This is a genomic window from Reyranella sp., from assembly GCF_965279465.1.
In the GTDB taxonomy this organism is placed as follows: Bacteria; Pseudomonadota; Alphaproteobacteria; order Reyranellales; family Reyranellaceae; genus Reyranella.
The window spans coordinates 7,284,677-7,310,508 of record NZ_OZ257242.1; the positions used below are offsets into that span (position 1 = coordinate 7,284,677).

Annotated in this window: 26 protein-coding genes; 12 read left to right on the top strand and 14 right to left on the bottom strand. The window is 66.2% G+C overall.

Features of this window, described 5'->3' with window-relative positions:
• Positions 1-11: 11 nt before the first annotated feature.
• Positions 12-614: a zinc-binding dehydrogenase gene (locus ACQY8M_RS35515; protein WP_428666640.1), complete on the top strand. Its 603-nt coding sequence runs from the start codon at positions 12-14 to the stop codon at positions 612-614.
• On the opposite strand, the gene ACQY8M_RS35520 is transcribed toward ACQY8M_RS35515, so the two are convergent.
• Positions 547-1,566, bottom strand: a complete 1,020-nt coding sequence (locus ACQY8M_RS35520; protein WP_428666643.1) for a LysR family transcriptional regulator — start codon at positions 1,564-1,566, stop codon at positions 547-549. The two genes, ACQY8M_RS35515 and ACQY8M_RS35520, sit on opposite strands and share 68 nt — an antisense overlap.
• Before the next feature lie 121 nt (positions 1,567-1,687).
• On the opposite strand from ACQY8M_RS35520, the gene ACQY8M_RS35525 reads away from it, so the two are divergent.
• From ACQY8M_RS35525 to ACQY8M_RS35535, 3 genes are all read left to right on the top strand, one after another.
• Positions 1,688-2,668 carry a Bug family tripartite tricarboxylate transporter substrate binding protein gene (locus tag ACQY8M_RS35525; protein ID WP_428666646.1) on the top strand — a complete coding sequence of 327 codons (981 nt, stop codon included), beginning with the start codon at positions 1,688-1,690 and terminating at the stop codon, positions 2,666-2,668.
• 110 nt (positions 2,669-2,778) lie between these two features.
• Positions 2,779-3,546, top strand: coding sequence for a 2OG-Fe(II) oxygenase (locus tag ACQY8M_RS35530; RefSeq protein ID WP_428666649.1), 768 nt, complete (start codon positions 2,779-2,781; stop codon positions 3,544-3,546).
• 1,358 nt (positions 3,547-4,904) lie between these two features.
• Positions 4,905-5,666: a hypothetical protein gene (locus ACQY8M_RS35535; protein WP_428666652.1), complete on the top strand. Its 762-nt coding sequence runs from the start codon at positions 4,905-4,907 to the stop codon at positions 5,664-5,666.
• Here ACQY8M_RS35535 and ACQY8M_RS35540 read toward each other — a convergent pair.
• Positions 5,635-6,606, bottom strand: coding sequence for a Bug family tripartite tricarboxylate transporter substrate binding protein (locus ACQY8M_RS35540; RefSeq protein WP_428666655.1), 972 nt, complete (start codon positions 6,604-6,606; stop codon positions 5,635-5,637). The genes ACQY8M_RS35535 and ACQY8M_RS35540 overlap by 32 nt on opposite strands.
• A 44-nt stretch (positions 6,607-6,650) precedes the next feature.
• On the opposite strand from ACQY8M_RS35540, the gene ACQY8M_RS35545 reads away from it, so the two are divergent.
• Together ACQY8M_RS35545 and ACQY8M_RS35550 are read left to right on the top strand one after the other, a co-directional pair.
• Positions 6,651-7,499: a TauD/TfdA dioxygenase family protein gene (locus ACQY8M_RS35545; protein ID WP_428666658.1), complete on the top strand. Its 849-nt coding sequence runs from the start codon at positions 6,651-6,653 to the stop codon at positions 7,497-7,499.
• 16 nt (positions 7,500-7,515) lie between these two features.
• A complete protein-coding gene (locus tag ACQY8M_RS35550; protein WP_428666661.1) occupies positions 7,516-7,683 on the top strand; it encodes a hypothetical protein in 168 nt (55 codons plus the stop codon).
• Positions 7,684-7,767: 84 nt separating this feature from the next.
• Here ACQY8M_RS35550 and ACQY8M_RS35555 read toward each other — a convergent pair whose 3' ends face one another.
• The 4 genes from ACQY8M_RS35555 to ACQY8M_RS35570 all read right to left on the bottom strand — a co-directional run bounded on the left by ACQY8M_RS35555 (position 7,768) and on the right by ACQY8M_RS35570 (position 12,082).
• Positions 7,768-10,077, bottom strand: a complete 2,310-nt coding sequence (locus ACQY8M_RS35555) for a xanthine dehydrogenase family protein molybdopterin-binding subunit (protein WP_428666664.1) — start codon at positions 10,075-10,077, stop codon at positions 7,768-7,770.
• Entirely contained in the window at positions 10,074-11,060 is a 987-nt protein-coding gene (locus ACQY8M_RS35560) for an FAD binding domain-containing protein (RefSeq protein WP_428666667.1), read from the bottom strand. Before ACQY8M_RS35560 ends, ACQY8M_RS35555 begins: the two co-directional genes overlap by 4 nt.
• On the bottom strand, positions 11,057-11,569 hold the full coding sequence (locus ACQY8M_RS35565; RefSeq protein WP_428666670.1) for a (2Fe-2S)-binding protein: 513 nt from the start codon (positions 11,567-11,569) through the stop codon (positions 11,057-11,059). The genes ACQY8M_RS35560 and ACQY8M_RS35565 overlap by 4 nt, the downstream gene beginning before the upstream one ends.
• A gap of 78 nt (positions 11,570-11,647) precedes the next feature.
• On the bottom strand, positions 11,648-12,082 hold the full coding sequence (locus ACQY8M_RS35570) for a MarR family winged helix-turn-helix transcriptional regulator (protein WP_428666673.1): 435 nt from the start codon (positions 12,080-12,082) through the stop codon (positions 11,648-11,650).
• A 267-nt stretch (positions 12,083-12,349) separates the two neighbouring features.
• Here ACQY8M_RS35570 and ACQY8M_RS35575 point away from each other — a divergent pair, with 267 nt between their 5' ends.
• From ACQY8M_RS35575 to ACQY8M_RS35585, 3 genes are read left to right on the top strand one after another with little or no spacing between them, the layout of a single operon-like run.
• On the top strand, positions 12,350-13,975 hold the full coding sequence (locus tag ACQY8M_RS35575) for an ABC transporter substrate-binding protein (RefSeq protein ID WP_428666675.1): 1,626 nt from the start codon (positions 12,350-12,352) through the stop codon (positions 13,973-13,975).
• 15 nt (positions 13,976-13,990) lie between these two features.
• Positions 13,991-14,941 carry an ABC transporter permease gene (locus ACQY8M_RS35580; RefSeq protein WP_428666678.1) on the top strand — a complete coding sequence of 317 codons (951 nt, stop codon included), beginning with the start codon at positions 13,991-13,993 and terminating at the stop codon, positions 14,939-14,941.
• A 10-nt stretch (positions 14,942-14,951) separates the two neighbouring features.
• Positions 14,952-15,899: an ABC transporter permease gene (locus ACQY8M_RS35585; protein WP_428666681.1), complete on the top strand. Its 948-nt coding sequence runs from the start codon at positions 14,952-14,954 to the stop codon at positions 15,897-15,899.
• Here ACQY8M_RS35585 and ACQY8M_RS35590 read toward each other — a convergent pair whose 3' ends face one another.
• The 6 genes from ACQY8M_RS35590 to ACQY8M_RS35615 form a co-directional block, all read right to left on the bottom strand.
• Positions 15,900-16,898, bottom strand: a complete 999-nt coding sequence (locus ACQY8M_RS35590; RefSeq protein WP_428666684.1) for an ABC transporter ATP-binding protein — start codon at positions 16,896-16,898, stop codon at positions 15,900-15,902. It abuts the gene before it with no gap.
• 4 nt (positions 16,899-16,902) lie between these two features.
• Positions 16,903-17,877 (bottom strand): ABC transporter ATP-binding protein, encoded by a 975-nt coding sequence (locus ACQY8M_RS35595; RefSeq protein ID WP_428666686.1) that lies wholly within the window; start codon positions 17,875-17,877, stop codon positions 16,903-16,905.
• 112 nt (positions 17,878-17,989) lie between these two features.
• On the bottom strand, positions 17,990-18,751 hold the full coding sequence (locus ACQY8M_RS35600; protein WP_428666689.1) for a TSUP family transporter: 762 nt from the start codon (positions 18,749-18,751) through the stop codon (positions 17,990-17,992).
• Between the two features lie 141 nt (positions 18,752-18,892).
• Entirely contained in the window at positions 18,893-19,672 is a 780-nt protein-coding gene (locus ACQY8M_RS35605) for an SDR family oxidoreductase (RefSeq protein WP_428666691.1), read from the bottom strand.
• A 68-nt stretch (positions 19,673-19,740) separates the two neighbouring features.
• Positions 19,741-20,889, bottom strand: coding sequence for an iron-containing alcohol dehydrogenase (locus ACQY8M_RS35610; protein ID WP_428666694.1), 1,149 nt, complete (start codon positions 20,887-20,889; stop codon positions 19,741-19,743).
• 7 nt (positions 20,890-20,896) lie between these two features.
• Entirely contained in the window at positions 20,897-21,730 is an 834-nt protein-coding gene (locus ACQY8M_RS35615) for a TauD/TfdA dioxygenase family protein (RefSeq protein ID WP_428666696.1), read from the bottom strand.
• A 48-nt stretch (positions 21,731-21,778) separates the two neighbouring features.
• On the opposite strand from ACQY8M_RS35615, the gene ACQY8M_RS35620 reads away from it, so the two are divergent.
• Genes ACQY8M_RS35620 through ACQY8M_RS35630 form a run of 3 tightly spaced genes read left to right on the top strand, consistent with a single transcriptional unit; the run spans position 21,779 to position 24,202 of the window.
• Entirely contained in the window at positions 21,779-22,264 is a 486-nt protein-coding gene (locus ACQY8M_RS35620; RefSeq protein ID WP_428666699.1) for a GNAT family N-acetyltransferase, read from the top strand.
• Between the two features lie 43 nt (positions 22,265-22,307).
• Positions 22,308-23,378, top strand: a complete 1,071-nt coding sequence (locus tag ACQY8M_RS35625; RefSeq protein ID WP_428666702.1) for a TauD/TfdA family dioxygenase — start codon at positions 22,308-22,310, stop codon at positions 23,376-23,378.
• On the top strand, positions 23,321-24,202 hold the full coding sequence (locus tag ACQY8M_RS35630; RefSeq protein WP_428666705.1) for an inositol monophosphatase family protein: 882 nt from the start codon (positions 23,321-23,323) through the stop codon (positions 24,200-24,202). The genes ACQY8M_RS35625 and ACQY8M_RS35630 overlap by 58 nt, the downstream gene beginning before the upstream one ends.
• A gap of 23 nt (positions 24,203-24,225) precedes the next feature.
• Here ACQY8M_RS35630 and ACQY8M_RS35635 read toward each other — a convergent pair whose 3' ends face one another.
• Together ACQY8M_RS35635 and ACQY8M_RS35640 are read right to left on the bottom strand one after the other, a co-directional pair.
• Positions 24,226-24,735, bottom strand: coding sequence for a hypothetical protein (locus ACQY8M_RS35635; RefSeq protein WP_428666707.1), 510 nt, complete (start codon positions 24,733-24,735; stop codon positions 24,226-24,228).
• A 53-nt stretch (positions 24,736-24,788) separates the two neighbouring features.
• Positions 24,789-25,829 carry a branched-chain amino acid ABC transporter permease gene (locus tag ACQY8M_RS35640; RefSeq protein ID WP_428666710.1) on the bottom strand — a complete coding sequence of 347 codons (1,041 nt, stop codon included), beginning with the start codon at positions 25,827-25,829 and terminating at the stop codon, positions 24,789-24,791.
• Positions 25,830-25,832 lie beyond the last annotated feature (3 nt).

Genomic DNA, 25,832 nt, shown 5'->3' on the forward strand with positions numbered 1-25,832 from the left:
CGGCGCTACACATGCTGACGCGCTACGTTACGCTCTCGCCCGGCGAGTGGCTCATCCAGAACGCCGGGAACTCGGCCGTCGGCCATTGCGTGATCTGGCTCGCCCGCCGGCGCGGCTTGCGCACGGTCAGCGTGGTGCGTCGCGCTGACCAGGTGGCGCCGCTGTTGGCGATCGGCGGCGACGTCGTGCTGGTCGACGGTCCCGACCTGCCGGCAAGGGCTGCCGCCGCGGTCGGCGGGCAGCCGGTGCGGCTGGCGCTCGACGCCGTGGCGGGCTCGGCCACAACCCGCCTGGCGCACTGCCTCGCTCCCCGCGGCACGCTGGTGGTCTACGGCCTCCTCTCCTCGCCCGACTGCACGGTGGCAGCGAGCGAGCTGGTTTTTCGCGATATCACCCTGCGCGGCTACTGGTTCACGCCATGGTTCGAGCGCGCATCGGCCGAAGATCGGGCGGCGCTCTATGCCGAGCTCGGCCAGCTCGTGGTCGACGGCACGATCCGCGTGACAGTCGAAGCGTGCTATCCGCTCGAACGCGTGCGCGACGCCCTCACCCACGCCGCTCGGCCCGATCGCTTCGGCAAGATCCTGCTGCTGCCCAATCCGCACCTGCTCTGACTGGTTCGGCTGCCTTGCGCCCCAGACCTGCTGCCTTCACGACCGTGCGGACTTCCTGAGCAAACATGGTCGCCATCGGGCTTGGAGCGCGATCCCGCAGCTGGACGAGGCCGATGGGATGGATCGCCTGCGAAAGCTCGATGGGTAGCGCAACCAGCAAGGGATGCCGGGTGGGAACACGAAGCATCGTTTCGGGGTGAATCGTCAGAAAGAGACCCTGTGCAGCCAGGCTCGCCAAGGTGTAGGTCGAGCCGGTGGTGACCGCAGCGGCCGGCATCGCGAGTCCCCGCGCCTCGAAGGCGGCACGAATCATCGCGCCGAGAAAGCCGTCCGCTGATGGAAGAGCCCATGGCCCTGCCGCGACGCCGCGCAGGTCGAGGCGTTTCCTGCGCGTCCACCGGCTGCCCTTGGCAGCAATGACGACAAGCCGGTCGTAGAACAGAATTTCTGCCGTCGTCCCCTCCGGCGCGACCGGTTCGGCCATGCGGCTGATGGCGAGCTCGATGCCACGACGATGAAGCTCGCGCATCAGCACCTGGGTGGACTCGACCACCAGATCGAATGTCAACTTGGGATAGCGCCGAATCAGCCGATTGATCGCCATTCCGGCGACAGCGGACATGGGAGGTGTAGCCCCGATCCTGATCTCACCCGCCGAAGGATCGGCGAGGAAAGCGATGTCGCGAATGCCCTGTCGAAGCTCGTTGAAGATGACGACGCTACGCTGCAACAGCGAGTCACCGAACGCAGTTGGCGAGACGCCCTGAGGGCTGCGGTGCAGCAGGATTACGCCAAGGGCCTGTTCCATCTCGGTTATGGCGTAGGATACGGCAGGTTGCGTCATGCCGAGAGTGCGCGCAGCTCTCGCCATGCTCCCGCTCGCGACAGTCTCCTGCAGGATATGCAGGCCACGCAGCTTTATGCGGCGTCCGACGCGGTCATCCAGGGGCATTGGGAGGCTCCAGAAGCACCTTATAGCCCTATCATGATTTGGAGGCTTCTCTTATTGCCTTAGCCAACACACGCTCCCGCAGATCGATCGATAACCTTCCACATGACGAGAGGAGCCGATCATGCGCCGTAAGGCATTCTTGCTTTCGCTCGGTACTGCACTTGCCGTTGCCGCGAGCGCCAGAGCCCAGGCACCGCTTGCCGCGCCAGCCGACAAGCCGCTGCGCTTCGTATCGCCATATGCGGCCGGCGGTGGCGGCGATTCGCTGATTCGGCTCATGGCAGATGCGCTGCGCGCCAGCCTCGATCAGCCTGTCGTCGTCGAAAACCGGCCGGGCGCTGCCGGTCGGCTCGGCGTCCAGCATGTCAAAGACGCGCCAGCCGACGGCAGCGTCCTGCTCTATACGCCAATCGCACCCATGAGCATCTTTCCCCTTGTCTACAAGCTGCCCGGATACGACGCCGTGGCCGACTTCCGGCCGGTGACGCAAATAGCGACTTTCGATCTCGGTGTGGCTGTCGGACCTGCCCTCCCGGCGAGGTCGCTGCAGGATCTCGTCGGATGGCTCAAGGCCAATCCCGACAAGGCAGCCTATGGCACACCCGCAGCGGGATCGCTGCCGCACTTCTTTGCCATGCTGTTCGGCCGTGCGGCCGGCATCGAGCTGCGCCACGTCCCCTACAAGGGCAATGCGCCCGCGCTGGCCGATCTCACCGGCGGCCATCTGCCGCTATTCTTCACCTCGACTCCCGATCTGGTCGAGCTTCACAAAGCCGGCCGCATCCATGTGCTCGCCACCTCCGGGCGGGAACGCTCGATCGTTCTCCCGGACATTCCCACCTTTGCGTCAGCAGGCTACGCCATCGAGGGCACCGGCTGGTACGGCGTATTCGCTCCCGCCCGGACGCCGGATCGCGCGGTATCGCGGCTGAGCGAGGCAATCGTTGCAGCCTCCCGCACGCCGCCGGTCGTCGACCGCATGAAGCTTCTCGGTCTTCGCCCGACCGGCACGACGCCCGCCGAGCTGAGCCGTATCCAGCGCGCCGACCTCGACCTATGGGGACCGATCATCCGGGCCTCGGGATTCGAGCCCGAACAGTAAAGGATGGGCACCCCGGTTATCCACGACGTTGATTCTGACGCGGACACTCCTTGCTTATAATCTTCCGGCGGGCCGAACGGCGGCTCGTGGAAGATTTACCGGGAATTGTCATGTCAGCGATCGCCGGGGCTCTGCCGAAACTCCTCCGTTCGATCGAGCGGCCAGGCGACTTCAGTGTCGGCGAATTGCGACCGTCTTTTCTTCCGGCGATCGATGTCGAGGGCGTGGGCAGGATCGCCTTTCCTGTTCCGCCGGCCCAAGCCGAGCAGCTGATCGGAATCGCCGAGGCGGCGCCCCGTGGGCGCGGCACGGAAACGGTGGTCGATCGCGACGTCCGGAGAACATGGCAAGTCGCGACCCGCAGCCTGCATATCGGCGGGCGCCACTGGGACAAGGCGCTGGCCGAGATCGTCGCCGAAGCGGCGCGCGGCCTTGGGGTGATCGAGCCGGTCACGGCTGATTTCTACAAGCTCCTGATCTATGACGCCGGCAGCTTCTTCGTCGACCACCGGGACACGGAGAAGGTTCCCGGCATGTTCGCGACCCTGGTGATCGTGCTGCCCTCCGCCCACAGCGGCGGCGAGCTGGTCGTGCGCCACCTCGGCCGGGAGGTGACGCTCGAGCTCCGTCCCGACGATCCGGCGGAGCTCGGGTTCGCTGCCTTTTATGCCGACTGCGTCCATGACGTCCGGCCCGTCGTCAGCGGGTACCGCCTGACCCTCGTCTATAGTTTGCGCTTCCTCAAGAAGGGTGGCCGGCGAAGCCGATTGCGATCTTCATCTCGCGCTCATGACGGTCGAGGAGAGCGGCAGCGCGGAGCAAACCGGCTACTACAGCCGCGGGCGCTGGCGCGGAGGCGGCAGCGAAGAGGCCGATGACGGCGAGACGTTCGATGTCGTCGAAGTCGACGACAAGTCGATGATCTTGTCCGGGTGGCGGCGGCCCGACGGCGACACGGCAGGGCTCGGCGAATTGCCGTTCGACGAGAATGAGCTGTGCCCGCCCGACGCCTTCGAGGACATGACGCCGGACGAGCAGCATTTCCACGAGGCGACCGGCAACGAGGGCGCCACCTTCGAGCGAACCTACCGCCGCGCCGGCCTGGTGCTGTGGCCCCGCGCCCGTCGGCTCGCGGTGCTGAACCACGCCGGCCTGCGCGGCACCCTGCCCTATCTCGAAGATCTGGTCACGCGTTGGCAAACCACCGGTGCGGCAATCGACTCGCCGCTGCGGCGCGAGGCCGACGAGCTTTCGAAGCATGTGCTGCGCACCTGGTCGCGCGAGGCGTGGCGCCGTGAGAACGACGAAAATGTCGGCCGGGCGCTCGATCTGCAGGTTCGGCTCGGGAATGCGGCGTGGATCGATACGTTTCTCGACGAGACATCGGCTCACGGTCACTACGCAGCGTCCGACAATGAATCGATCGTACGCTCCGTCGCGCTCCTTCCAGCAGCGCGGGCGACCAACCTGCTGGTCAGCATCGTCAAACGCAACGCTCCCGCTGATCTCGGCGCCTGCGGCAACCTGCTGCTGCGCTACGGCGCCCGCCGCTTCAGCCGGAGACGTCGCGCAGGTCGGCATGGCCTTGATCGAAAGCCTTCCGGGCGCCCCGGCGGCGAAGCCCGCCGAGCGCGACCCCTGGGCTCGACCTTCGACGATGACACCCCGTTTCGTCGTCGACCTTCTGGCAGCAACGAGCCGCATCGATGCCGGACTCGCCGCGCGTGCGGTCGAGCATGTGCGCGCCTGGCCCGAGACGTACAATCCGGATGGCGTCGTGGTTCCAGCCGCGCTGGCTCTGGCCAAACAGAAGGAAAGCGCGGAATGGCCGGCGGCCGGACGGCTCCGGCAAGCGGCTCTCGACCATCTGCGGGCGCGGATCGTTCTCCCGCTGGAAGCTCCCCGTGATTGGGCCCGGGCCAACCCGCTCGACTGCAAGTGCCCCGACTGCCGGCACCTGGGTGCTTTCCTGCTCGACACCGCGCGGCGACAATGGCTGCTCAGAGCACCCCAGGCACAGCGGAGCCATGTCGAGCAGAGCGTCCGCAGCGCCGGGTGCGACCTCGATCTCGCGACCGAAAAGCGAGGCAGCCCGGATACGCTGGTCGCGACCAAGAATCAGGCAAGCTACGAAAGGCGCTCGAAGCAGCGCAGAGAGGACATCGCGCACGTATCGGCACTGGGGGGATGACATCGCGTATTGCGTTACCATCTATCGCAACCTGGGAGTGTCGCAATGAGCCAGAAGGATAAGGCCACACTTGCGGAACGAGTTACGCGGGCGGCCGAGGACGCACTCACGGAGCAAGGCTACGCGAGCGCGATCGACGTGCTTCTTGGGATCCGCTGGCTGTACCCCGGAGCTGACAAGGAATGGCAGCAAGGGCGGATCGAATACCTCGATGACGTCATCCAGACCAACCCGTCGCGCTTGTCGGAAGCAATGAGGCTGTTTCGAGACTGGGCGACTCGAAAAGGACTGGTCGCAAGCGAGACCGACTATGTAGCACGGACGCCGCAGCGCCAGACGCTGCGCTTCAGCAAAAGTGGAGACGCGGCACTGGAGAAGCTTTTCCGGACTCATTGGATTTCGGGCGACCTTCCGGAAAAGAAGCGCGAACGTCTGGTGGAGAAGGCGAACCGCGCCCCGGATCTGGTGGCGATCCAGCCCGTGAATAGGGAATGGAAGTGCCACCGGTGCGGCGGCACCGGCGGCATCCTCGTCATGGAAAAGCCAGGCCCGGCATGCCTGCACTGTGTCGGTCTCGGCGATCTCGAGTTCTTGCCGGCGGGTGACGCGCTGCTCACACGGCGGGTGAAGGCGAAAAGCGCCAGGCATGCCGTCGTCGTGCGCTTCAGCAAGAACCGTGGTCGTTACGAGCGACAAGGGCTCCTGGTCGAGCCGAAGGTCCTGCAACAAGTGCAGCGCGATCTCGAAGCGAATGCCTCCTCCCGCGTCCCGCGCGCTACTCCGCCTGGACGCCGGCCTTCTCGATAAGCGGCGTCCAGAGCGCGATCTGGGAAGCTAGCTTGGCGCGCAGCGCCTCGGGCGTCGCCTGGTCGAGCGGCAGCAGGTAGGTCTCGATGCCGGCGAGCTTTTCGGCCACCGACTTGTCCTGCACGATTTCCTGCAACGCCTTGCTGAGCGTGGCAATGACCGACTTGGGCGTGCCGACCGGCGCATAGACGCCGAACCACACACCGATCGCGAGCGCGGGCACGCCGAGCTCGGTGGCGGTCGGCACATCGGGAAGCGACTTCAGGCGCTGCGGGGCGGTCAGGAGGTAAGCGCGCAGGTCGCCGCTCCTGATCTGGGCGGACGTTGTGGTCGGCAGATCGCAGATCGCATCGACCTGGCCCGAGCGTACGTCGATCACGGCAGGGCCCGCCCCCTTGTACTGCACGATGGTGATCGGCACGCCGATCGCCTCCTGGAACAGCATGGCGCAGAGATGCGTCGAGCTGCCCATGCCGGACGAGGCCATGGTGAACTTGTCTCCGCGGCCCTTGGCGTAGGTGACCAGCTCGGCGAAGGTCTTCGGCTCGAACTCCTTGCGCGCCATGATCATCATCGGCGCCTCCGCGTACAGGCCGACGAACTCGTAGGAGGCGAGCGGGTCGAAGTTCAGCTTCTTGTAGAGCGCCGGCACCGTCGACATGCCGACATGGTTGAGCAGCAGGGTGTAGCCGTCCGGCTTGGCCTTGGCGACGAACTGGGAGCCGACGACGCTGCCCGCCCCCGCGAGGTTCTGGACGAGCACGGTCTGGTTGAGCCGCGAGTGCAGCCCTTCGGCCAGGATGCGGCCGAGGAAATCGCTGCCGCCGCCGGGCGCATAGGGAACGACCAGCGTGATGGTCCGGCTCGGGTAACTCTCCTGGGCGGCAGCCGGCAAGGCGGCGAACAGAGCTGCGAAAATACATGCCGCGATGCGGGTCATTGTTCCTCCGGTTACTTTTTCTGCGGGAATGCTAGGCTCGCGACATGAAGATAGACAAGCCCGACCCGCGCATCGGGGCAATCGCCACCGATGTCGACGTCCGTTCGCTGTCCGACAGCGACTGGAACGCCCTCTACCGCGCCTGGCTCGACGGCATCGTCCTCGTCGTGCGCGGCCAGACCCTGACCATCGAGGAGTTCCTCGCCTACTCGCGCCGCTTCGGCCGACTGAAGCCGCATCGCGTGAAGAAGACGCGTCATCCCGAGCATGCCGAGCTGACGGTGATGGGCATCGGCACGCGCAAGCCCGACGGCAAGATCGACAAGACGATCTACGATCGCGGCGGCGGCTGGCACACCGATTCGCCGTGGGACCAGGACATCTGCAAGGGCACGCAGCTCTACGGCATCGCCATCCCTTCCACCGGCGGCGACACGTTGTTCGCCTCGATGTACGACGCCTACGAGAACCTGCCCGAGGGGCTGAAGCAGCGCCTGCAGGGGCTGAAGGCTGAGCATGTCTATGGCGGGCGCGGCCGGCGCGGCAACGACCTGCTCGATCCCGAGGACCGCAACCGCCCGCCCGCCGTGCATCCGATCCTGCGCACGCACGAGGAAACCGGCCGCATCTCGCTCTATGCCAACCCCTATCACATCACCCGCGTCCAGGGACTCGGCGATGCCGAGAGCGAGGCTCTGATCGCCGAGCTCACCGATCACATGGTCGCGACCACGGCGCAGTACCGGCACAAATGGCAGGTCGGTGACATCGTGATCTGGGACAATCGCTGCGCCCTGCACTCCGCGACCGGCGGCTATCCGATCGAGGAGCAGCGCATCCACTGGAGGGTCACCATCATGCAGGACGCCGCCGAGCAGCAGCGCGCGGCCTGACTGCGAAAGGATCGCCATGCCCAGGCTTTTGGCCCTGTTCCTACCCCTCGCCCTGCTGGCTTGCGCCGAGCCGACGACGCAGGCGAGCAACCCGCCCGGCGCGGTGCACTATCATCTGCGCCAGGGCACCCAGCTCCTGAGCTGCGTCACCTGGGGCTACGACACGGTCTGCCGCAACGCTTGATCATCGTCTTCCGGACCGCGAGCGTCCCGCTCGCTCATGAGCTTGAGCGAGCGGGACGCTCGCGGTCCGGAAGAAATGAACGGGCTACACCAGCTTATCGAGCGTGATTGGGAGGTCGCGGACGCGCTTGCCAGTGGCGTTGAAGACAGCGTTGGCGACGGCGGCAGCGACGCCGGTGGTGCCGATCTCGCCGATGCCCCGTGCGCCCATCGGCGTGCGCGGATCGGGAATGTCGGTCCACAGCACCTCGATCTCCGGAATGTCGAGATGCACGGGCACATGGTAGTCGGCGAGCGACGCGCTCATGATCCGTCCGCTGCGCTCGTCGAACAGCGTCTCCTCGGTCAGTGCCATGCCGAGGCCCATGATCATGCCGCCGCGAAACTGGCTGGCCGCGATCTTGGGGTTGAGGATGCGGCCGCAATCGAAAGCGCCCACGAGCCGGTCGACGCGCACTTCGCCCGTGACGTCGCTGACACGGACTTCGCAGAAGATCGCGGAGGTGCTGTGCATGCTGAACTTGAGCATTTCCAGGGGCGGGCCGCTCTCCCCTTTCGCGCTGATGTCGGTCCGCCCGCCGCGCCGCAGGATCGAGATGAAGCTCTCGTGCCGGGCGGGGTCACCGATCTTGCGCAGGCCGGCCTCGGCAAATTCGACCTCGCCTGCCTTCAGGCCGGCCAGCGGCGTGTCGTTGCCGGCAAGGCGCAGCAATTCGCCGGCCAGCTTGCCGCTCGCCGCGTTGATCGCCGCGCCCAGCGAGGCGGTCTGCGACGACCCGCCGGCGAAGCCGGCGAACGGCAGGCTCGAATCGCCGATCGTGACTGAGACCATTTCGAGCGGCAGGCCGAGCCGGTCGGCGGCGTGCTGGCGCTGCACGGTGGCCGTGCCCATGCCCATCTCGTGTGCCGCGCTGGCGACCGTCGCCTGGCCGTTGCCGTCGATCGTGATCCGAACCGACGTGCCGGGCATGCGCACGTAGGGAAAGGTGCCGGCGGCGCAGCCCATGCCGGTCCGCCATTCGCCGTTGCGGTTTGCCGCAGCGGATGCGCGGTGGTGCCATCCGAAGCGCTCCGCTCCCATCGTCCACGCGCGTGCCGCGTCGTGTTGCGAATGCGGGGCGCCACTCACCGGGTCGCGGTCGGGCAGATTGCGCAGCCGCAGCTCGACCGGGTCCATGCCCAGCTCGTGCGCCAGCTCGTCCATCGCGCTTTCGATGGCGAAGGTTCCGACGGCCTCGCCAGGACCGCGCATGAAGGTGTTGGCCAGCACGTCGAGGTCGACATGGTGCTGGACGATGTCGAAGCTTTCGCACCGATAGAGCGAGCGGCCGGTCAGGCCGAACTGCTCGTCGCAGGCGCTGTGGAGCGGCTTTACCGAGTAGCCGTGATGCAGCAGCGCCTGCAGCTTGCCGTCCTTGTCGGCGGCGAGAGCGACCCTTTGCTCGGTCTGCGTCCGACCGCCGATCAGGCGGTGCATACCCGAGCGGGACAGCACCAGCCGTACCGGTCGGCCCGCGAGCTTCGCGGCGGCCGCAGCGAGGATCTGGTGATCCCACAGCGCCTTGGCGCCGAACCCGCCGCCGACGAACGGCGAGCTGACATGGACCTGCTCTTCCTTGATGCCGAACACCTTGGCGAGCGATCCCGCGGTGGCGTTGAGCCCCTGCGTCGCATCGTGAAGGATGAGCCGCTCGCCCTCCCAGAAGACGGTCACGGCGTGGGGCTCGATCGGATTGTGGTTCTGCCAGGGCGTACGATAGAGGCGATCGACTCGGTGCGCCGCCGTTTCCAACGCCTTCTTCGCGTTGCCCTTGAGAAGGCGGTTCCTCTCGATGAGGATCGAGTCCGGTGTCCGCGCGTCGGCCTTGCCGTCCTCGAAGCGTGTGCGCGATGCAGCGACATCGTAGCGGACATCGACCAGCGAGGCCCCATGATCGGCCTGTTCCTGCGTTTCCGCGAGCACCAGTGCCACCGTCTGACCGTTCCAGCGGATCGCGTCGTCCTGCATCACGGGCAGGATGTTGTTGCCCGCGGCCTTGAGGTTAGTGAGCCCGATCGGCGGTGGCACGGCGAGCTTCGGCGCATTGCGGTGGGTCATCACCAAAGCGACGCCGGGTGCTGCTTCGGCGGCCGCGGTGTCCAGAGCGGCGATGCGTCCGCGCGCGATCGTGGAGTGGACCAGGGCTGCGTAGAGCAGGCCGTCCATCGGCACCTCGGCCGCGAAGCGCGCGGCGCCGCGCACCTTGTCGGGACCGTCGAGTCGCGACTGCTGCGTGCCGAGGGTCACGCGCTTGTCGATCAGCGGATCGGGCGTGGCGCCGGGCAACCAGGCGGCCGGCACCTGGCTCAATACCGCGCGAACCCCGCCGACAATCGCGTTCTGCAACTTGCTCATGTGGCATCTCCGGCGAGGCCGCCGAGCACGGCGACGATGGTGCTGCGGGCGAGCGCGATCTTGAAGGCGTTGCCCTCGAGTGGCTTGGCATCGGCGAGTTCCAAATCGGCCGCCTTCAGGAAGGTATCGTGGGTCGGCGTACCTCCGTGCAATGCCGCTTCTGCCCGGCTCGCGCGCCACGGTTTCGGCGCGACGCCGCCCAGCGCGATCCTGGCGTCGGCAATTTTTCCGTCGACGACCCGCAGCGCCGCCGCCACCGAGACCAGCGCGAAGGCATAGCTCGAACGATCGCGGACCTTGCGATAGGTGGAGTTCGCCGCTGCAGGGCAGGCCGGGATTTCGACGCCGGTGATCAATTCGCCGGGCAGCAGCGCCGTTTCGATGTGGGGCGTGTCGCCCGGCAGCAGGTGGAGGTCGGTCAACGGGACACAGCGCTTGCCCGCGGCTCCCTCGAGATGGACGATGGCGTTCAGCGCGGCCAGCGCGACGCACATGTCGGAGGGATGCGTGGCAATGCATCGGTCCGAAGCGCCAAGGATGGCGTGATAGCGCGTGAAGCCGCCGATCGCGTCGCAGCCTGTTCCGGGCGTGCGCTTGTTGCAGCGCGAGCCGCGCACGTCATAGAAATAGGAGCAGCGTGTGCGCTGGAGAATGTTGCCGCCGACGGTCGCCATGTTGCGGATCTGTGCGGAGGCTCCGGCGAGCAGGGCACGGGACAGCATCGGATAACGCGTCCTGACGCGCGGATCGGCTGCCAGAGCGGTGTTGCGGACTGCCGCTCCGACGATGAGCCCGCCATCGGAAGTCTCTTCGACAGTGGCCGCAAGCCGCGAGACATCGACCACCGCCTCAACGCGTTCGATGTCCTGACGCATCAGGTCCACCAGATTGGTGCCGCCGGCAATGTATCGGGCCGTGCCATTGGAGATTCGCGTTACCGCATCCTGCTCGCTGGCGGCCAGGCTGTAGGAGAAGGGGATCATTTCGCGCCTCCTCCATCGGCAAATTCCAGGATCGCGTCCACGATCCCATTATGCGCGCCGCAGCGGCACAGATTGCCGCTCATGCGCTCGCGCAGCTCGTCTCGCGTGAGAGCGGCGGGGCCGGAGGAAAGGCTTTCCGTAACGTGGCTCGGGTCTCCGCGACGGAACTCTTCCAGCATCCCGAGGGCAGAGCAGATCTGGCCCGGCGTGCAATAGCCACACTGCAGCCCATCGTGATCGATGAACGCCTGCTGGAGCGGGTGGAGCTCGCCCCCTTCGCCGGACAGACCTTCGATCGTCCGCACCTGCCGCCCCGACGCCTGAACGGCCAGCGTGAGGCAGGACAGGACACGCTCGCCGTCGAGGAGGACGGTGCACGCGCCGCAGGCGCCCTGGTTGCAGCCGAGCTTGGTGCCGGTCAGGCCGATGCGCTCCCGAAGCAGGTCGAGCAACGATACTCTCGGGTCATCCGGGATCGGATAGTCGGTTCCGTTGATAGCAATCGCCACTGCCGACTCCTCCGCGTGGGCCGGCGGTTGGCATCGTCACCGGCGATCTCAGAAAATTTAGTACGACTTTCGTAATGTTCAAGATTCGGTGTCAGCAATCTTTTCGGTCAGGCGGATCAGTTCGCCCCGCTCCCCAGGATCGAGGGAGCGCAGCATGGCAAGGCAGGCGTTCTGATAGCCGGCCTTCTGATCCTCAACGACCTGCCGTCCCTTGGCGGTTGCCGTCAGCGCGATCGTGCGCCGATTGTCCTCGGGCCGGCGACGCTCGATCATTGCCTTACGCACCAGCCGGTCGACAGCGGACGACATGGTCGTGGCCGCAACGCCCAGATCTCGAGCGACATCGCCCAGACCACATCCGGGATGCTCGCTGACGAACAGCAGCGTCTGCGCGTCAAGCGCATTCAAAGCATTGTCGGCCGCCGCAGCCGCCTCGGCGACTTTGAAGCGGCGGGTGAACCGCTCGAAGGCGCGCGTGAGCTGTTCCACCTGCTCTGCCGTAGGCTCGATCATGTCACCGACCAAAGCACTTCTGCAGCCGCATCTCCAGAATTCTGATCCTGGGAAAAGCCCATCGTCATTCCCCTTCAATGTCCCTGCCATTGACCTTCACAGCGAATGAAGGCAGGCTATTTCGCATCGCGCACCCGTGCTTCAATCCTCGAAACTCGAGGCAAAGGTCGGTCACGCGGGTTCTACGTCTGGAGGGGTGTCACGAGTAAGCGTTGATCCACATAGCCGCTTTCGGCCCACAACCAAAAGATCTGGGAGGCGACGTCCATGTCCGGCGAAGCACACAACAGGGGTCCCGAGCGTACACGGCGTAACTTTCTGAAGACGACGACGGCGCTCGCGGGTGCCGCGCTCGTCGGCCTGCCCGGCGCCGCCGAGGCAGACAAGCGTCATCCCAAACGCGGCGGCACGCTGCGATTCGGTACGCGCGAGGACACGGTGGGCCTCGATACCCACCGCAACATCATCTATTTCGTGTCGACGCCGCTCACCGGCATTACCGGCGGGCTGGTCGACTTCGACGACAAGATGGAAGCCAAGCCCGGCGTCGCCGAGTCGTGGGACGCATCGGCCGACCTCAAGACCTGGACCTTCAAGCTCCGGCGCGGGGCCGAGTACCACAACGCGCAGACCATCGACGCCGAATCGGTGAAATGGAACATCGAGCGGATCAAGGATCCGAAGACCAGCCACGCTTTCACCCGCTCGGTCCTGGCCGACGTCGAGCGCGTCACGGTCGACGACAAGCACACGGTGCAGTTCCACCTCAAGGAGCCGCACGCAGCGCTCGACATAAACCTGATCTATTACCCGGTGAACCTGATGGCGCCCGGCGCTGTCGACACGGTCGACACGCATCCGGTCAATTGCGGGCCGTTCAAGTTCAAGTCATGGCGCCGCCACGACGTGACCGAGATGGTGCGCTTCGAGAACTTCTGGGAGACCGACGCCGAAGGCAACTCGCTGCCCTACCTCGACGCGCTGATCGGCCGGCCGAAGAAGGAGGACCGCGTGCGCCTGACCGGGCTGCGCACCGGCGAGCTCGATCTGATCGACAACGTCGCCTATGCCGACGCGCCGGCCTTCAAGAAGGAGCAGAGCAAGACGTACGACACCTGGCCGGTGGCGCAGGTCGGCACGGCGATGATGTACTTCAACCTCAAGAACGGCCTGCTGTCGGAAAAGGACAACCCCGATGCCCTCCTGCTCCGGCAGGCGATTGCCCACGCCATCGACAAGGAGGGCATCCATCAGGCGGTGTTCAACGGCATCGGCGAGATCTCGAAGGGCTTCTACAGCAGTGCCAGCCCCTGGCACTCGAAGGATATCGAGGGCACGCCCAAGTTCGATCCCGACAAGGCCAAGGCGCTGCGCAAGAAGGCCAAGGGCGGCGACGAGAAGTTCACCATCATCGCCAACGACACGTTCCCCTACATGCAGCAGTCGGGCGAGCTGGTGCACGCCATGCTGAAGGATGCCGGGTTCAATGCCGTGCTCGAGATCCTGCCCGGGCCGGTGATGCTCGAGAAGCAGAACAAGGGCGACTACAACATCGATTCGACGGCCAATTCCTACCGCCTCGACCCCGACGGCTGGTTTGCCCGCAATATCCTGTCGACCGCGCCGGAGACCCGGCGCCGCAACGGCTACAAGAACGAGAAAGCGGACCAGATCATCCTGGCCGCGCGCAAGGAGCGCGACCGGGCCAAGCGCAGACAGATGTATGCCGACGTCGAGACCCTGGTGAATCGCGACCTGCCGATCCTCTACACCCATTTCGTTCCGCTGATGATGGCCAGCAACCGCGCCCGGGTGAAGAACTACGACGTGTCATTCACCGGACCGTGGAACTACACCGGCGCCGGCATGCGCCGAACCTGGATCGAAGGTTGAGACGGGGACGGGGCGATGCTCGCCTATACGCTGCGGCGCATCGCGCAGCTCGTCCCCGTCCTGCTGCTGCTCAGCGTGGCGGTGTTCGGCTTCGTCGAGGCGCTGCCGGGGTCCATCGTCGACACGCTGGTCGGCACTGAAGGCGGCGACATCGAGGAAGCGCGCAAGATCCTGGAGAAGGAGTACGGCCTCGATCAGCCGCTCTATGTCCGCTACGCCAAGTGGCTCTATCGCGCCGTCCAGTTCGACTTCGGCAACTCCCTGGTGACGCGCCGACCGATCTCGACCGAGCTGCTGAGCCGCATCCCGGCCACGGTCTACCTGGCCACGGTCGGGATCGTGCTCTCCATGCTGATCGCCATACCGCTCGGCACCTTCGCCGCCGTGCGCCGCAACTCCGCCGTCGACTATACGGCGCAGGTGACGTCCCTGACCGGGATATCGATCCCGGAGTTCTGGTTCGCGATCCTCTGCGTGCTGCTGTTCTCGCTCTACCTCGGCTGGCTGCCGTCGTCCGGCTATGTCAGCCCGTTCGAGGACTTCTGGGGCAGCCTGCAGTTCCTGATCCTGCCGGCAGCCGCCATCGGCTTCCGCCAGGCCGCCTTCACGACGCGGTTGACGCGCTCCTCCATGCTCGACGAGCTGAGCAAGGAGTATGTCGATACAGCGCGCTCGCTCGGCCACAGCGAGAGCAAGGTGATCTTCAAGTACACGCTGCGCAACGCCATGATCCCGACCATCACCATCTCGGGCCTGCAGCTCGCCAACCTGCTCGGCGGCACGGTGGTGCTGGAATCGATCTTCGCCTGGCCCGGCATCGGCCGCGCGATCTTCGAGGCGATCCTGCAGCGCGACTATCCGCTGATCCAGGCGGGCGTGCTCGTCCTGGGCTGCATCGTCGTCGTCATGAACCTGCTGGTCGACCTGACCTACAGGCTGCTCAACCCGCGCGTCAAATTCGCCTAGGGAACCTGCCATGTCCGAACTGGAAGCCGACAAGCTGGTCGATGGCGCGATCGCCTGGCGCGTCCCACCGGCGACGCCGCGCCGCCGCCGGCTCGCCGTCGCCCTCGGCAATGCTTGGTACGAGCTGCGCAAGAGCCGCACCGCCTCGATCGGCGCGGTCATGCTGGCGCTGCTGTTCGGCGCCTGCATCGCCACACCGTGGCTCGCCACGCACGATCCGATCAAGCAGAACTACCGCGCGCGGCTCGCGCCACCCTCGGAGGAGCATCTGCTGGGAACCGATCGCCTCGGCCGCGACATCTACTCGCGGCTGCTCTATGGCGGGCGGCGACTGGTGACCATCGCCGTCGTGGCGGTCGCGCTCTCGCTGGCGATCGGCGTGCCGTTCGGCGTGCTGACCGGATACTTCGGCGGGTTCGCCGACACCATAGGCATGCGCATCGTCGACGGATTGCTCGCTTTCCCGGGATTGCTGCTTTATCTCCTGTTCGTGACGGTCGCCCAGGCCTGGAAGTTCGAGGGCATGATGGTCGATGTCGTGCTCGTGGGAGCGCTTGCTCTTGCCGGCATGCCCGAGAAGGCGCGGCTTGCGCGCGGCTCGGTGCTGGCAGAGAAGCAGAAGGAATATGTCGAGGCTTCGCGCGCTATGGGCGATTCTTCGGTCCGGATCGCCTTGGCCCAAGTTCTGCCCAACATCGTGTCGCCCTTGATCGTGACGGCCACCGTCCGGCTGGGTTTCGTCATCCTGACCGTGGCGGCCCTGTCGTTCCTCGGGCTGGGCACGCCGCCGCCGACACCCGACTGGGGCTCCGACCTCAGCGCCGCGCGCGACTACATGGAAACCCATCCGCTGATCGCGGCCTTCCCCGGTCTCGCCATCTGCTACACGGTGCTCGCCTTCAACCTGTTCGGCGACGGCCTGCGCGACATCCTCGATCCGCGACTTTCCCAGCGCTGATCAGAGGTTGTGGCAGGCGACCTGACGACCGCCGCCGACATCGACCAGGGGCGGCGCGATCTCGCTGCAAACCTTGGTCTCGTTGGGGCAGCGTCGGCACAGCCGGCAGCCCGGCGGCGGGTCGATCGGGGTCGAGACCTCGCCCTTGAGCGTCAGCCTGGGCGGCGGCTTGGTCGGGTCGGCCTCGGGCACTGCCGCGAGCAGCGCCTTGGTGTAGGGGTGCAGCGGCTCCTCGAACAGTGCGCCCGCCGGCGCCGATTCGACGATCTTGCCGACATACATCACCGCGACCCGGTCGCTGATGTGACGGATGACGCTGAGATCGTGAGCGATGAAGAGGTAGGTCAGGCCGAATTGCTCCTGGAGATCGCGGAACAGGTTGAGGATCTGGGCCTGGATCGACACGTCGAGAGCCGACACCGGCTCGTCACCGATCACCAGCTCGGGATCGACCGACAGTGCGCGCGCGATCGCGATGCGCTGCCGTTGCCCGCCGGAGAATTCGTGCGGATAGCGGTCGATATGCTCGGCGTTCAGCCCGACGCGGTGCAGGAGGTCGAGCACCTTTTCCCGCTTCTCGGCCCATGACCTCGCGAGCCCATGCAGCTCCATCGGCCGGCTGAGGATTTGCATGACGGTCTTGCGCGGGTTCAGCGAGCTGTAGGGGTCTTGGAAGACGAGCTGGATCTCCTTGCGCGCAGCCTTCATGCGCCCGGCTGAGAAGGCCAGCAGGTCCTCGCCTTTCAAGTTCACGGCGCCACCCGTCGGCTCGATCAGGCGCGTCACCAGGCGCGCCGTCGTCGACTTGCCGCAGCCCGACTCGCCCACCAGTCCCAGCGTCTCGCCTCGGCGAATGTGGAAGTCGATCCCGTCGACCGCCTTCAAGGTCTGGGTTTTCTCGCCGGCCAGCCTGGAGAAGATGTCGCCGTGCAGCGTGAAGTGCTTGGTGAGGCCTCTGACCTCGAGCAGAGTGTCCGAGGGTGCCGCGTGCGCCGTCATGCAATCACCCCAGGGCATGCAGGTGGCACGCCGCCATGTGGCCGGGCGCGACTTCCCTGAACTTCGGAACCTCTCGCCGGCAGATATCCATCGCCTGCGCGCAGCGTGGATGGAATTTGCAGCCAGTCGGCGGCTCCATCATGTTGCAGACCGAGCCCTTGATCGGCGTCAGGTACTTGGCCTGCGCGTCGAGCCGCGGGATCGAGTTCAAAAGGCCGATCGTGTAGGGATGCTGCGGATTTGCGAAGATCTCGCGCTTGTCGCCGAGCTCGACCAGATGCGAGGCGTACATCACGCCGATCTTGTCGCAGGAATGCGCGACGACGCCGAGATTGTGCGTGATGAACAGCAGCGACATGCCGAGCCGGTCGATCATGTTGGTGATCAGCTCGAGGATCGTCGCCTGGATCGTCACATCGAGCGCAGTGGTCGGCTCGTCGGCGATCAGGAAGGTAGGGTCGCAGCTCAACGCCATGGCCAGCATCACGCGCTGGCGCATCCCGCCGGAGAATTCGTGCACGTAGCTGTCGGCCCGCTTGTGCGGTGACGGGATGCCGACCAGTGACAACAGCTCGATAACCCGCTCGCGGGCCTGCCGCTTCGACAGCTTGAGGTTGGTGCGCAGGGCGTCGGCGATCTGGTCGTGAACGGTGAACACCGGGTTGAGCGCGCTCATCGGTTCCTGAAACACCATCGCGATCCGGCGGCCGCGCAGGGCGCGCATTTCGGCGTCGCTCTTGTCGAGCACGTTGGCACCCTCGAACAGGATGCGGCCGCGCTCGATCTCTCCGGGCGGCTCCGGGATGAGTCGCATGATCGCCCGCGCCGTGACCGACTTGCCCGAGCCGGATTCACCGACCAGCCCGAAGGTCTCGCCGCGTGCGATCGAGAAGGACACGCCGTTCACAGCCGTGAGATCGCCCCGCCGCAGGCGGAAACGCACGGTCACGTCCTCGAGTTCGAGTACCGCCTCGCCCATTGTTCGTCGCTCCCGTCGCGGTCTGTTGTTCGACCTGCTCGCGGATGACTTGCGTTCGTCCCTGTTGCGAACAGCCTAGGTCAGAGGCCTGCGCGGCGCAACCGCTCCGCCATCAAATGACGACATTGCGCAGCAGACCGAACATGCCGGTCGCGAACAGGATCCCGAGCGCCACATTGCGATAGACGCGCTCGCTCGCCAGGCCGTGGAACAGCCGGCCACCCAGCCACGCGCCCAGCACCATCATCGGAAAAAGCACGACGGCGCGGGCCAGCGCGTCCCAGCCGGCAACGCCACTCAGCAGCACGATGGCGATCAGCAGGAACTGCGTGAGGAAGTAGTAGGTGACGATGTTGGCGCGGTTCACGGCCGGCGGATCGTTGCCCGACAACAGATAGAGCAGGACCGGTGGGCCGCCGACGCTGGTCGTCGCCATCATGGCACCTGACAAAGCGCCGACCGTCGCCGAGGCGATGGGTGAGCGCCGCCCGCGATAGGTCCAGCCGAGCCACATCAGGCTGACAAAAGCGACGATGATCGCCGACACGGCGGTCACGATCGTGCCCTTGTCGACGCTCGCCAAAGCCCAGACGCCGAACGGCATGGCAAGGCAGGCGGCGATGCTCATCGGCGCGAGCGTCTTCCAGTCGGCGTGGCGCCGGACCTGAGGAAAGAGCTGGATCGAGACGATCGTCTCGATCGCCACCACGGTGAGGATCATTTCCGCCGAGCCGAACAGGATGGCGAAGATCGGCGCCATCAGCATGGCCGACCCGAAGCCCGCGAAGCCGCGCATCAGGCCGGCGACCAAGGTGACGCCGATCGCCGTCCACAGGCCGACGTCGGCGAACAGGTGCTGAATGTAGGAGAGCATGAAACGACAACCGCAAGGGAGAGAAGACGCACGACTTCGCGATTCGCTGGCCTCCGGCACGCGGAGGCGAGGAATCAGGCGGTAAGTCGGAGCGTCGGTCGCATCATGGGGCCGCGACCATTCCCGAGCGCGCCGGCGGCGTCAACCCGGCTTCTTCCACGACTCGCCCGTCTTGTCGCGCAGCCGGCGCATGCCGCGCAGCCAGCGATCGCGATCGAGCTTGCGGCCCATGTACTCCTTCACCTCCGGATGGGGGAGAATCAGGAAGGTTTCGGCGTCCATCGCCTCGATCACGGTCTGCGCCACGGCGTCGGTGTTGATCACGCCATCCACCGATGCCGCGGTCGATCCCGCCATGCGCAGCATGTTGGTGTCGACCGCCTGCGGGCACAGCACCGACACGACGATGCCCTTGTCGCCGTACTGGATCGCCAGATGCTCGGCCAGCGCGACGGCGGCATGCTTGGTGACGCCATAGGGCGCCGATCCCATCGACGCGAGCAGGCCGGCCGCGCTTGCTGTGTTCAGCAGGTAGCCCGACTTGCGCGCGAGCATGCCCGGCACGAGCGCGCGGGCGGCATAGACATGGGCCATGACATGGATCGCCCAGCTGTCGGCCCAGTCCTGGTCAGTCGCATCCTCGTGCCCGCCGCGGCCGATACCGGCGTTCGAGAAGAACACGTCGACCGGTCCGAAATGCCGCTCCGCTTCGGCGATCAGATGGCGGACATCGGCTTCCTTGCCGACGTCGCAGGCAACGGCGATGCCCTTGATATCCTTGGCCACGGCCTCGAGCCGGCCCGCGTCGCGGTCGGCAATGACCACGCCTTTGGCACCTTCCTTGGCGTAGCGCCGCGCGATCGCCTCGCCGATTCCCCCTGCTGCGCCGGTAACGACGCAGACCTTGTCTCTCACTTTCATATGTTTCTCCCAAGTCTTGGCTGGGAGCGCGGCTCTGGAGAGCCGCGCTCCCAGCAGGCATGCCGTCGTCAGCCCCAGCTTTGCTCGATCAGTTGCACGTACTCGGCCTTCGTCGGTTGACGTGGCGTCGACAGATGGCAGTGATCGCCCAGCGCACCGTCGGCAATCTTCTCGACCGTGTCCTGCTGCAGGCCCATCGCGCCCAGGCCCTTCGGGATACCGAGCCGCTCGTTGAGCGCGGCGACGGCATCGGCGACGCCCGCGGCATTGGCCTCCCGCTCGGGCAGGCCCATCAGCGCGGCCACGCGCTTGTATTTCTCACCAACAGCCGGCTCGTTGAAGCGCAGCACCGCCGGCAGATAGATCGCATTCAGCGTGCCGTGATGCAGTCGGTACCCTTTGAGCCCGCCGGTCGGATGGCTGAGCGCATGCACTGCCCCCAGACCTTTCTGGAAGACCATCGCGCCTTCCATGGCAGCCATCGCCATGTTGTAGCGCGCCTCGCGGTCGGAGCCGTCCTTCGTCGCCCGCTCGACGTACTTCCAGGCCTTCTCCAGCCCGTCGAGCGCGATCCCGTCGGCCGGCGGATTGAAGGCATTGGACAGGAAGCACTCGATGTTGTGCGTGAAGGCGTCCATCCCGGTGCCGGCCGTGAGATGCGGCGGCAGGCTCATGGTCAGCTCGGGATCGATCAGCGCGAGCCTCGGAATCAGGTGCGGGCTGCCGATCGCGAGCTTGCGGCCGGAGTCCATGATGATCACGCCGCCGCGGCTGACCTCGCTGCCGGTGCCCGAGGTCGTCGGAATGGCGACGATCGGCGCGACTGCCGCCGTGATCTTGCCGGCGCCGCCCTCGACGAAGGAATAGGCCTGCAGCGAGTTTCCGGGATGCGTCGCCATCAGCGCCACCGCCTTGGCGAGATCCATCGGCGAGCCACCACCGATCGCGATGATGCCGTCGCAACCTTCGTCCTTGTAGACCGCGAGAGCGTCGCGCATCGCCGCTTCGGTCGGATTCTCCGGCGTACCGTCATAGATCGTGATCGGCATGTTGCCGGGCAGGTTGTCCTTCACCTTGGCCCACAGGCCAGCGGCGATCACGCCCTTGTCGGCGACGATCAGCGGCCGGCGCATACCGAGCAGCTGCAGCTCCGCTTCGAGCAGCTTCAGCGCGCCGAAGTCGAACTGGATGCGGGTGAGATAGGTGATGAGCGCCATGTGATCCTCAGGCCTGGTAGAACGGCTTGTCGCCCTTGACGGTGACACGGTAGCCCAGCCGCTTGTGCGGGTAATAGTCCCACATCGCATGATGCTGGGCCGAGCGGTTGTCCCAGAAGGCGATCGAGTTGGGGCGCCAGGCGAAGCGGCACTGGAACTCCGGCGTCTCGCAATGGCGGTAGAGCATTTCGAGCAGTGCGTCGCTCTCGTACTTGCGCAGGCCGACGATGCCGGTGGTGAAGTTGCGGTTGACGAAGAGCGCCTTGCGGCCGGTCACCGGGTGGGTGCGCACCACCGGATGCTCGTTGCGCGGGAAGCCGCCCTCCTTCGGCGTCTGGCCGAAGCGGCCGCCATAGACCTGCGTGCCGTCGTGCATGGCCGTCAGCCCCTCGCACAGCTTCTGTATCGGCGGCGAGAGCGTCTCGAAGGCGCGATACATGTTGGCGAACAGCGTATTGCCGCCGTTATCGGGCGGCAGCTCCTTCATGTAGAGAATGCTGCCCATCGGCGGCTCGGGATCGCAGCTCACGTCGGAATGCCATTCCTCGCCCGAGATGTATTTGGAGTTCTCGTCCGCCTTGATGATCAGGATCTCGGGATGTTCCCAGTCCTTGCGCGTCGACGTAGGGTGCATGTGCAATTCGCCGAAGCGGCGGCCGAAATCCTTGTGCTGCTCGTGCGTCAGCTCCTGGTCGCGGAAGAAGATCACCAGGTTCTCCATCAACGCATCGTGCACCTCCTGGAACTGTTGGTTGCCGAGCGGCCGGGCGAGGTCGACGCCGAAGATCTCCGCACCGATGACGGGCGTGAGCTTGCGCACCTCGATCGTCTGGTAGGCCATCGTCATTTCCTCCTCGCCATTTGCCGAATCCTACGCGAGAACAAGGACATGGGCGACACCCTTGTCCTGCGTCCCGCGACGGCGGCGGATGCACCCGTTCTGGCAGCCACCATAGCCGCAGCCTTCGAGCAGTATCGCGGCAAGCTCGTGCCGGAGTCCGGCGCCTTTCGCGAAACGGCAGACGGCATCGCCGCAGAACTGAGGAAGGGCGCCGGAGCCATCATCGCGGAGCGGAACGGCGTCGTCCTGGGCTGCGTCATGACCAGGCTCGATGAGGGCGACCTCTACCTCGGCCGCCTGTCGGTCCTGCCGGCGGCGCGCGGCGAAGGACTGGCCGCGCGCCTCGTCGAGGCGGTCGAGGACGAGGCTCGTCGGCGCGGCCTGCCCGGCGTGCGGCTCGGCGTCAGGGTGGTGCTGACCGGCAACCAGAGGCTCTTCCAGTCGCTCGGCTACCAGGAGATCTCGCGCGAGGCGCACGAGGGTTTCGACCATCCGACGTCGATCAATATGCGCAAGGCACTGGTTTGGGCGTGAGCACGGGGTGGCGCGGCGCGGGCGAAGATTATATGAAGCCGCCATGACACGCGCCCCGCTCACCGGTCCCTCCGTCTGGGAGGGCAAGGACATCAAGAACTCCAGGCGCTGGATCCGCGAGCTTGCGCCCGATCAGGTCGACGAGCTCGAGGCGGCGCTCAAGGCCGTGCAGGCCCTGCCGTGGCAGGAGATCACGCGCGAGGACTTCCCGCTGCCGACGCTCGGCGATCTGGTCGACGACATCGCCGACGAGCTGGAGAACGGCTGCGGGATCATGAAGCTGAAGGGCTTCCCGGTCGCCGACCACAGCGAGGACGACCTGCGGCGCATGTACTGGGGCCTCGGCACGCATCTCGGCACGCCGGTCTTCCAGAACCGCAGCGGCGAGCTGATGCGCGCCATCCGCGACGAAGGCGCCCATGTCGGCCGCACCTACGGCGAGACCAGGGACCAGAAGGGCGGCACGTTCCTGTCGTCCTATGCGCGCACGCTGACCAACGGCGGATTGCGCTTCCACACCGACCGCACCGACGTGGTCGGCCTGCTCTGCGTGCGCCAGGCGCAGAAAGGCGGCGTCAGCACGCTCGCCTCCACGCCCGCGATCCACAACGCGATCCTGGCCAAGCGCCCGGACCTGCTCGACGCACTGTTCACCGACTATTGGCGCAGCCGTTTCGGCGAGGAAGGCACGGTCAAGGACGGTGAAGGCACGCGCAGGGAGACGGCCTATCCGCTGCCGATCTTCGGCGTGCGCGACGGCAAGTTCACCTCGCACTATTCGCTGACCTTCATCGAGGCGGCGCAGATGGCTCCCGACGTGCCCAAGCTCACCGCGGCACAGAAGGAAGCCATCGACATGCTGATGACGACCGCGCAGGAACTCTGCTTCGAGATGACGCTCGAGCCCGGCGACCTGCAGCTCATCAACAGCCACCTGACCTATCACGGCCGCACGCCGTTCGAGGACGATGCCGCAAGCGGCCACGACCGCCTGCTGCTCCGGCTGTGGCTCACCATGGCGAACAGCCGCCCGCTGCCCGAGGGCCACGAGGTGCTGTGGCGCAGCATCGAGGCCGGCAAGCCACGCGGCGGCATCGCACAGGTGGCGGTCTGACCGCAGGTTGCGATCTTATCGAACAGGTCGGCGCGATCCTCGCACGCGCCGCCAGCGCGGAGATCCTGCCGCGCTTCCGCGCGCTCAATGCCGCACAGGTTCGGCAGAAGTCATCGGCGTTCGATATCGTCACCGAGGCCGATGAAGCAGCGGAAGCGGCCATCACCTCCGACCTCCGGGCGGTCTTTCCAGACGCGATGATTGTCGGCGAGGAAGCGACGCATCGCGATCCCCGGCTCCTGCAAACGATAGGAACAGCCGAACTCGCTTTCATCGTCGATCCGATCGACGGCACGAAGAACTTCGTGTCCGGGCTGCCGTTGTTCGGCGTGATGGCGGCGGCGATCGTGCGGGGTGAGATCATCGCCGGCGTGATCCACGATCCGATCTGCCGCGACTTCGCCTATGCCGTCCGTGATGGCGGCGCCTGGATCGAGCGCGAGGACAGCACCCGGACTACCCTGCAGGTGGCATCGCCGGTGCCTGTCGCGGAGATGGAGGGCGTCGTCGGCACCACCTTCCTGCCCCAACCGCTGCGCGACACGGTCAATGGCAACCTCTCGCGCCTGGCGACCAGCACGTGGCTGCGCTGCGCCGCGCACGAGTACCGGCTTGCCGCAGCCGGGCACTGCCACCTGCTGTTCTACAACAAGCTGATGCCGTGGGATCATGCGGCGGGCTGGCTGCTGCATCGCGAGGCCGGCGGCTACAGCGCGCACTTGGACGGCACACCCTACCTGCCGACCGATCTGACGAGCGGCCTCATCTGTGCACCGGACGAAGCCAGCTGGCGCGCCGCGCGCGACGCCCTGCTCGAGCGCTGACCCTTCGCCCTTCCCTGCCTGGTTCAGCGGTAGCTTTGTCCCCGAACCATGTCGAGATGGATAGTTCTCGGGGCGTTATAGAACAGCAAGGTGATGACCCGGCCGGCCAGATAGGCTGCCAGAAACGACGCCGCCGCGGCCAGGACGCCGTACCCGCCCGACTGCCGCCCCATCAGCTCGGTCGTCACGAAGCGCACCAGCGCGAGCAGAAGCAGCAGCCCGGCTGCGATCGTGCCGTCCCAGGTGCGCTTGATGCGCACCAACTCCAGCGAGAAATCCTTTATGGCCGTGGGTATCATTCCCGCGCCGAGACCGACCGCGAAGCCGATGGCGATAGCGATCACCCACAGTTCGAGCCGCTTGCCCGGCGAGACGATCAGCAACACCGTAGCGGTTGCAACCGCGAACGCAGTAGGCAGCAGCCACTCGAAGCGGCTGGCCGCCGTTTCGCTGAGCTCGTGGCGCATCGACCAAAGAGCGAGCGCCGCCAGGAGCACCGCCGCAAGATGGGCGACGAGAAGAAGAATCTGCATAGGAAATCTGTGTAACCACTCTTCCAGATCATCCGGCCCGACACAACCGGATGTCAGCGCCTCTGACGCAGCTTTCCAACGATTCCCGTCGGGAAGAAGTAAACGCAGAGGATGAAGGCGACGCCGAGCCAGAGCAGCCAGCGATCGGGGTGGAACAGGTTGCCGAGCAGCGGCACATCGGCCAGCGCCTTGCTGGCGATGGCGAGCAGGTCCTGCAGGTAGTTCTGGGCGAAGACAAGCAGCACGGCGCCGATCGCCGCGCCGTAGATCGTGCCCATGCCGCCGATCACCACCATCAGCAGGATGTCGACCATGATGTCGAAGCTGAGCGTCGTGTCGGGATTTGTCTGGCTCGACCACAGCGCCAGCAGCGCGCCGGCCAGCGCGGCCGTCGCCGCAGCGATGCAGCTCGCGAGCGTGCGATAGACCACGGTGCGGTAGCCGATCGCCTCGGCACGGAACGGGTTCTCGCGGATCGCCATCAGGACTGATCCGAACGGCGAGTTCACGATCCGGAGCAGGATCAGCACGAGCGCCAGCGACACGAAATACACGAGGTAATAGTCGAGCACCCGGCCGGTCACGCCCTCGAACGGCCGGAAGGACGGGCGCAGCGCCATCGGCAGGCGATAGTTCAGACCGTCCTCGCCGCCGGTGATGTCGGACAGCTGCGAGGCCAGGATCAGGAAGGCGCTGGCCACGGCCAGGGTGATCATGGCGAAGAAGATCGTGCGCAGGCGGAGGCTGAACAGGCCGATCAGCACGGCGAGCGCGATGGCGAGGGCAAGGCCCCCCGCGACGCCGACAGCAACGGCGTCCCATCCCGGCCCCATGCGGGTGAGCGCGATCGCCACGCCATAGGCGCCGATGCCGAAGAACATGGTGTGCGCGAAGGAGACGATGCCGGTGTAGCCCAGCAGAAGGTCGAAGCTCGCCGCCAGGACGATGAACACGCAGATCTTGGCGGCGACGTTCAGCGACTTGGCGCCGGGGAACAGGAACGGCGCGACGGCGAGGGCGACGAGCAAGGCCACGAGCGCGACCGCGAGCCAGCGGCTGCGCGGCAAGTCGTCGGAGAGGAGGGCACGCAGCATCGC

Excerpts from the sequence above, each read along its gene's own strand:
- ACQY8M_RS35515 (WP_428666640.1), top strand. The coding sequence starts at position 12 with ATGCTGACGCGCTACGTTACGCTCTCGCCCGGCGAGTGGCTCATCCAG.
- ACQY8M_RS35520 (WP_428666643.1), bottom strand. The coding sequence starts at position 1,566 with ATGCCCCTGGATGACCGCGTCGGACGCCGCATAAAGCTGCGTGGCCTG.
- ACQY8M_RS35525 (WP_428666646.1), top strand. The coding sequence starts at position 1,688 with ATGCGCCGTAAGGCATTCTTGCTTTCGCTCGGTACTGCACTTGCCGTT.
- ACQY8M_RS35530 (WP_428666649.1), top strand. The coding sequence starts at position 2,779 with ATGTCAGCGATCGCCGGGGCTCTGCCGAAACTCCTCCGTTCGATCGAG.
- ACQY8M_RS35535 (WP_428666652.1), top strand. The coding sequence starts at position 4,905 with ATGAGCCAGAAGGATAAGGCCACACTTGCGGAACGAGTTACGCGGGCG.
- ACQY8M_RS35540 (WP_428666655.1), bottom strand. The coding sequence starts at position 6,606 with ATGACCCGCATCGCGGCATGTATTTTCGCAGCTCTGTTCGCCGCCTTG.
- ACQY8M_RS35545 (WP_428666658.1), top strand. The coding sequence starts at position 6,651 with ATGAAGATAGACAAGCCCGACCCGCGCATCGGGGCAATCGCCACCGAT.
- ACQY8M_RS35550 (WP_428666661.1), top strand. The coding sequence starts at position 7,516 with ATGCCCAGGCTTTTGGCCCTGTTCCTACCCCTCGCCCTGCTGGCTTGC.
- ACQY8M_RS35555 (WP_428666664.1), bottom strand. The coding sequence starts at position 10,077 with ATGAGCAAGTTGCAGAACGCGATTGTCGGCGGGGTTCGCGCGGTATTG.
- ACQY8M_RS35560 (WP_428666667.1), bottom strand. The coding sequence starts at position 11,060 with ATGATCCCCTTCTCCTACAGCCTGGCCGCCAGCGAGCAGGATGCGGTA.
- ACQY8M_RS35570 (WP_428666673.1), bottom strand. The coding sequence starts at position 12,082 with ATGATCGAGCCTACGGCAGAGCAGGTGGAACAGCTCACGCGCGCCTTC.
- ACQY8M_RS35575 (WP_428666675.1), top strand. The coding sequence starts at position 12,350 with ATGTCCGGCGAAGCACACAACAGGGGTCCCGAGCGTACACGGCGTAAC.
- ACQY8M_RS35580 (WP_428666678.1), top strand. The coding sequence starts at position 13,991 with ATGCTCGCCTATACGCTGCGGCGCATCGCGCAGCTCGTCCCCGTCCTG.
- ACQY8M_RS35585 (WP_428666681.1), top strand. The coding sequence starts at position 14,952 with ATGTCCGAACTGGAAGCCGACAAGCTGGTCGATGGCGCGATCGCCTGG.
- ACQY8M_RS35590 (WP_428666684.1), bottom strand. The coding sequence starts at position 16,898 with ATGACGGCGCACGCGGCACCCTCGGACACTCTGCTCGAGGTCAGAGGC.
- ACQY8M_RS35595 (WP_428666686.1), bottom strand. The coding sequence starts at position 17,877 with ATGGGCGAGGCGGTACTCGAACTCGAGGACGTGACCGTGCGTTTCCGC.
- ACQY8M_RS35600 (WP_428666689.1), bottom strand. The coding sequence starts at position 18,751 with ATGCTCTCCTACATTCAGCACCTGTTCGCCGACGTCGGCCTGTGGACG.
- ACQY8M_RS35605 (WP_428666691.1), bottom strand. The coding sequence starts at position 19,672 with ATGAAAGTGAGAGACAAGGTCTGCGTCGTTACCGGCGCAGCAGGGGGA.
- ACQY8M_RS35610 (WP_428666694.1), bottom strand. The coding sequence starts at position 20,889 with ATGGCGCTCATCACCTATCTCACCCGCATCCAGTTCGACTTCGGCGCG.
- ACQY8M_RS35615 (WP_428666696.1), bottom strand. The coding sequence starts at position 21,730 with ATGGCCTACCAGACGATCGAGGTGCGCAAGCTCACGCCCGTCATCGGT.
- ACQY8M_RS35620 (WP_428666699.1), top strand. The coding sequence starts at position 21,779 with ATGGGCGACACCCTTGTCCTGCGTCCCGCGACGGCGGCGGATGCACCC.
- ACQY8M_RS35625 (WP_428666702.1), top strand. The coding sequence starts at position 22,308 with ATGACACGCGCCCCGCTCACCGGTCCCTCCGTCTGGGAGGGCAAGGAC.
- ACQY8M_RS35635 (WP_428666707.1), bottom strand. The coding sequence starts at position 24,735 with ATGCAGATTCTTCTTCTCGTCGCCCATCTTGCGGCGGTGCTCCTGGCG.
- ACQY8M_RS35640 (WP_428666710.1), bottom strand. The coding sequence starts at position 25,829 with ATGCTGCGTGCCCTCCTCTCCGACGACTTGCCGCGCAGCCGCTGGCTC.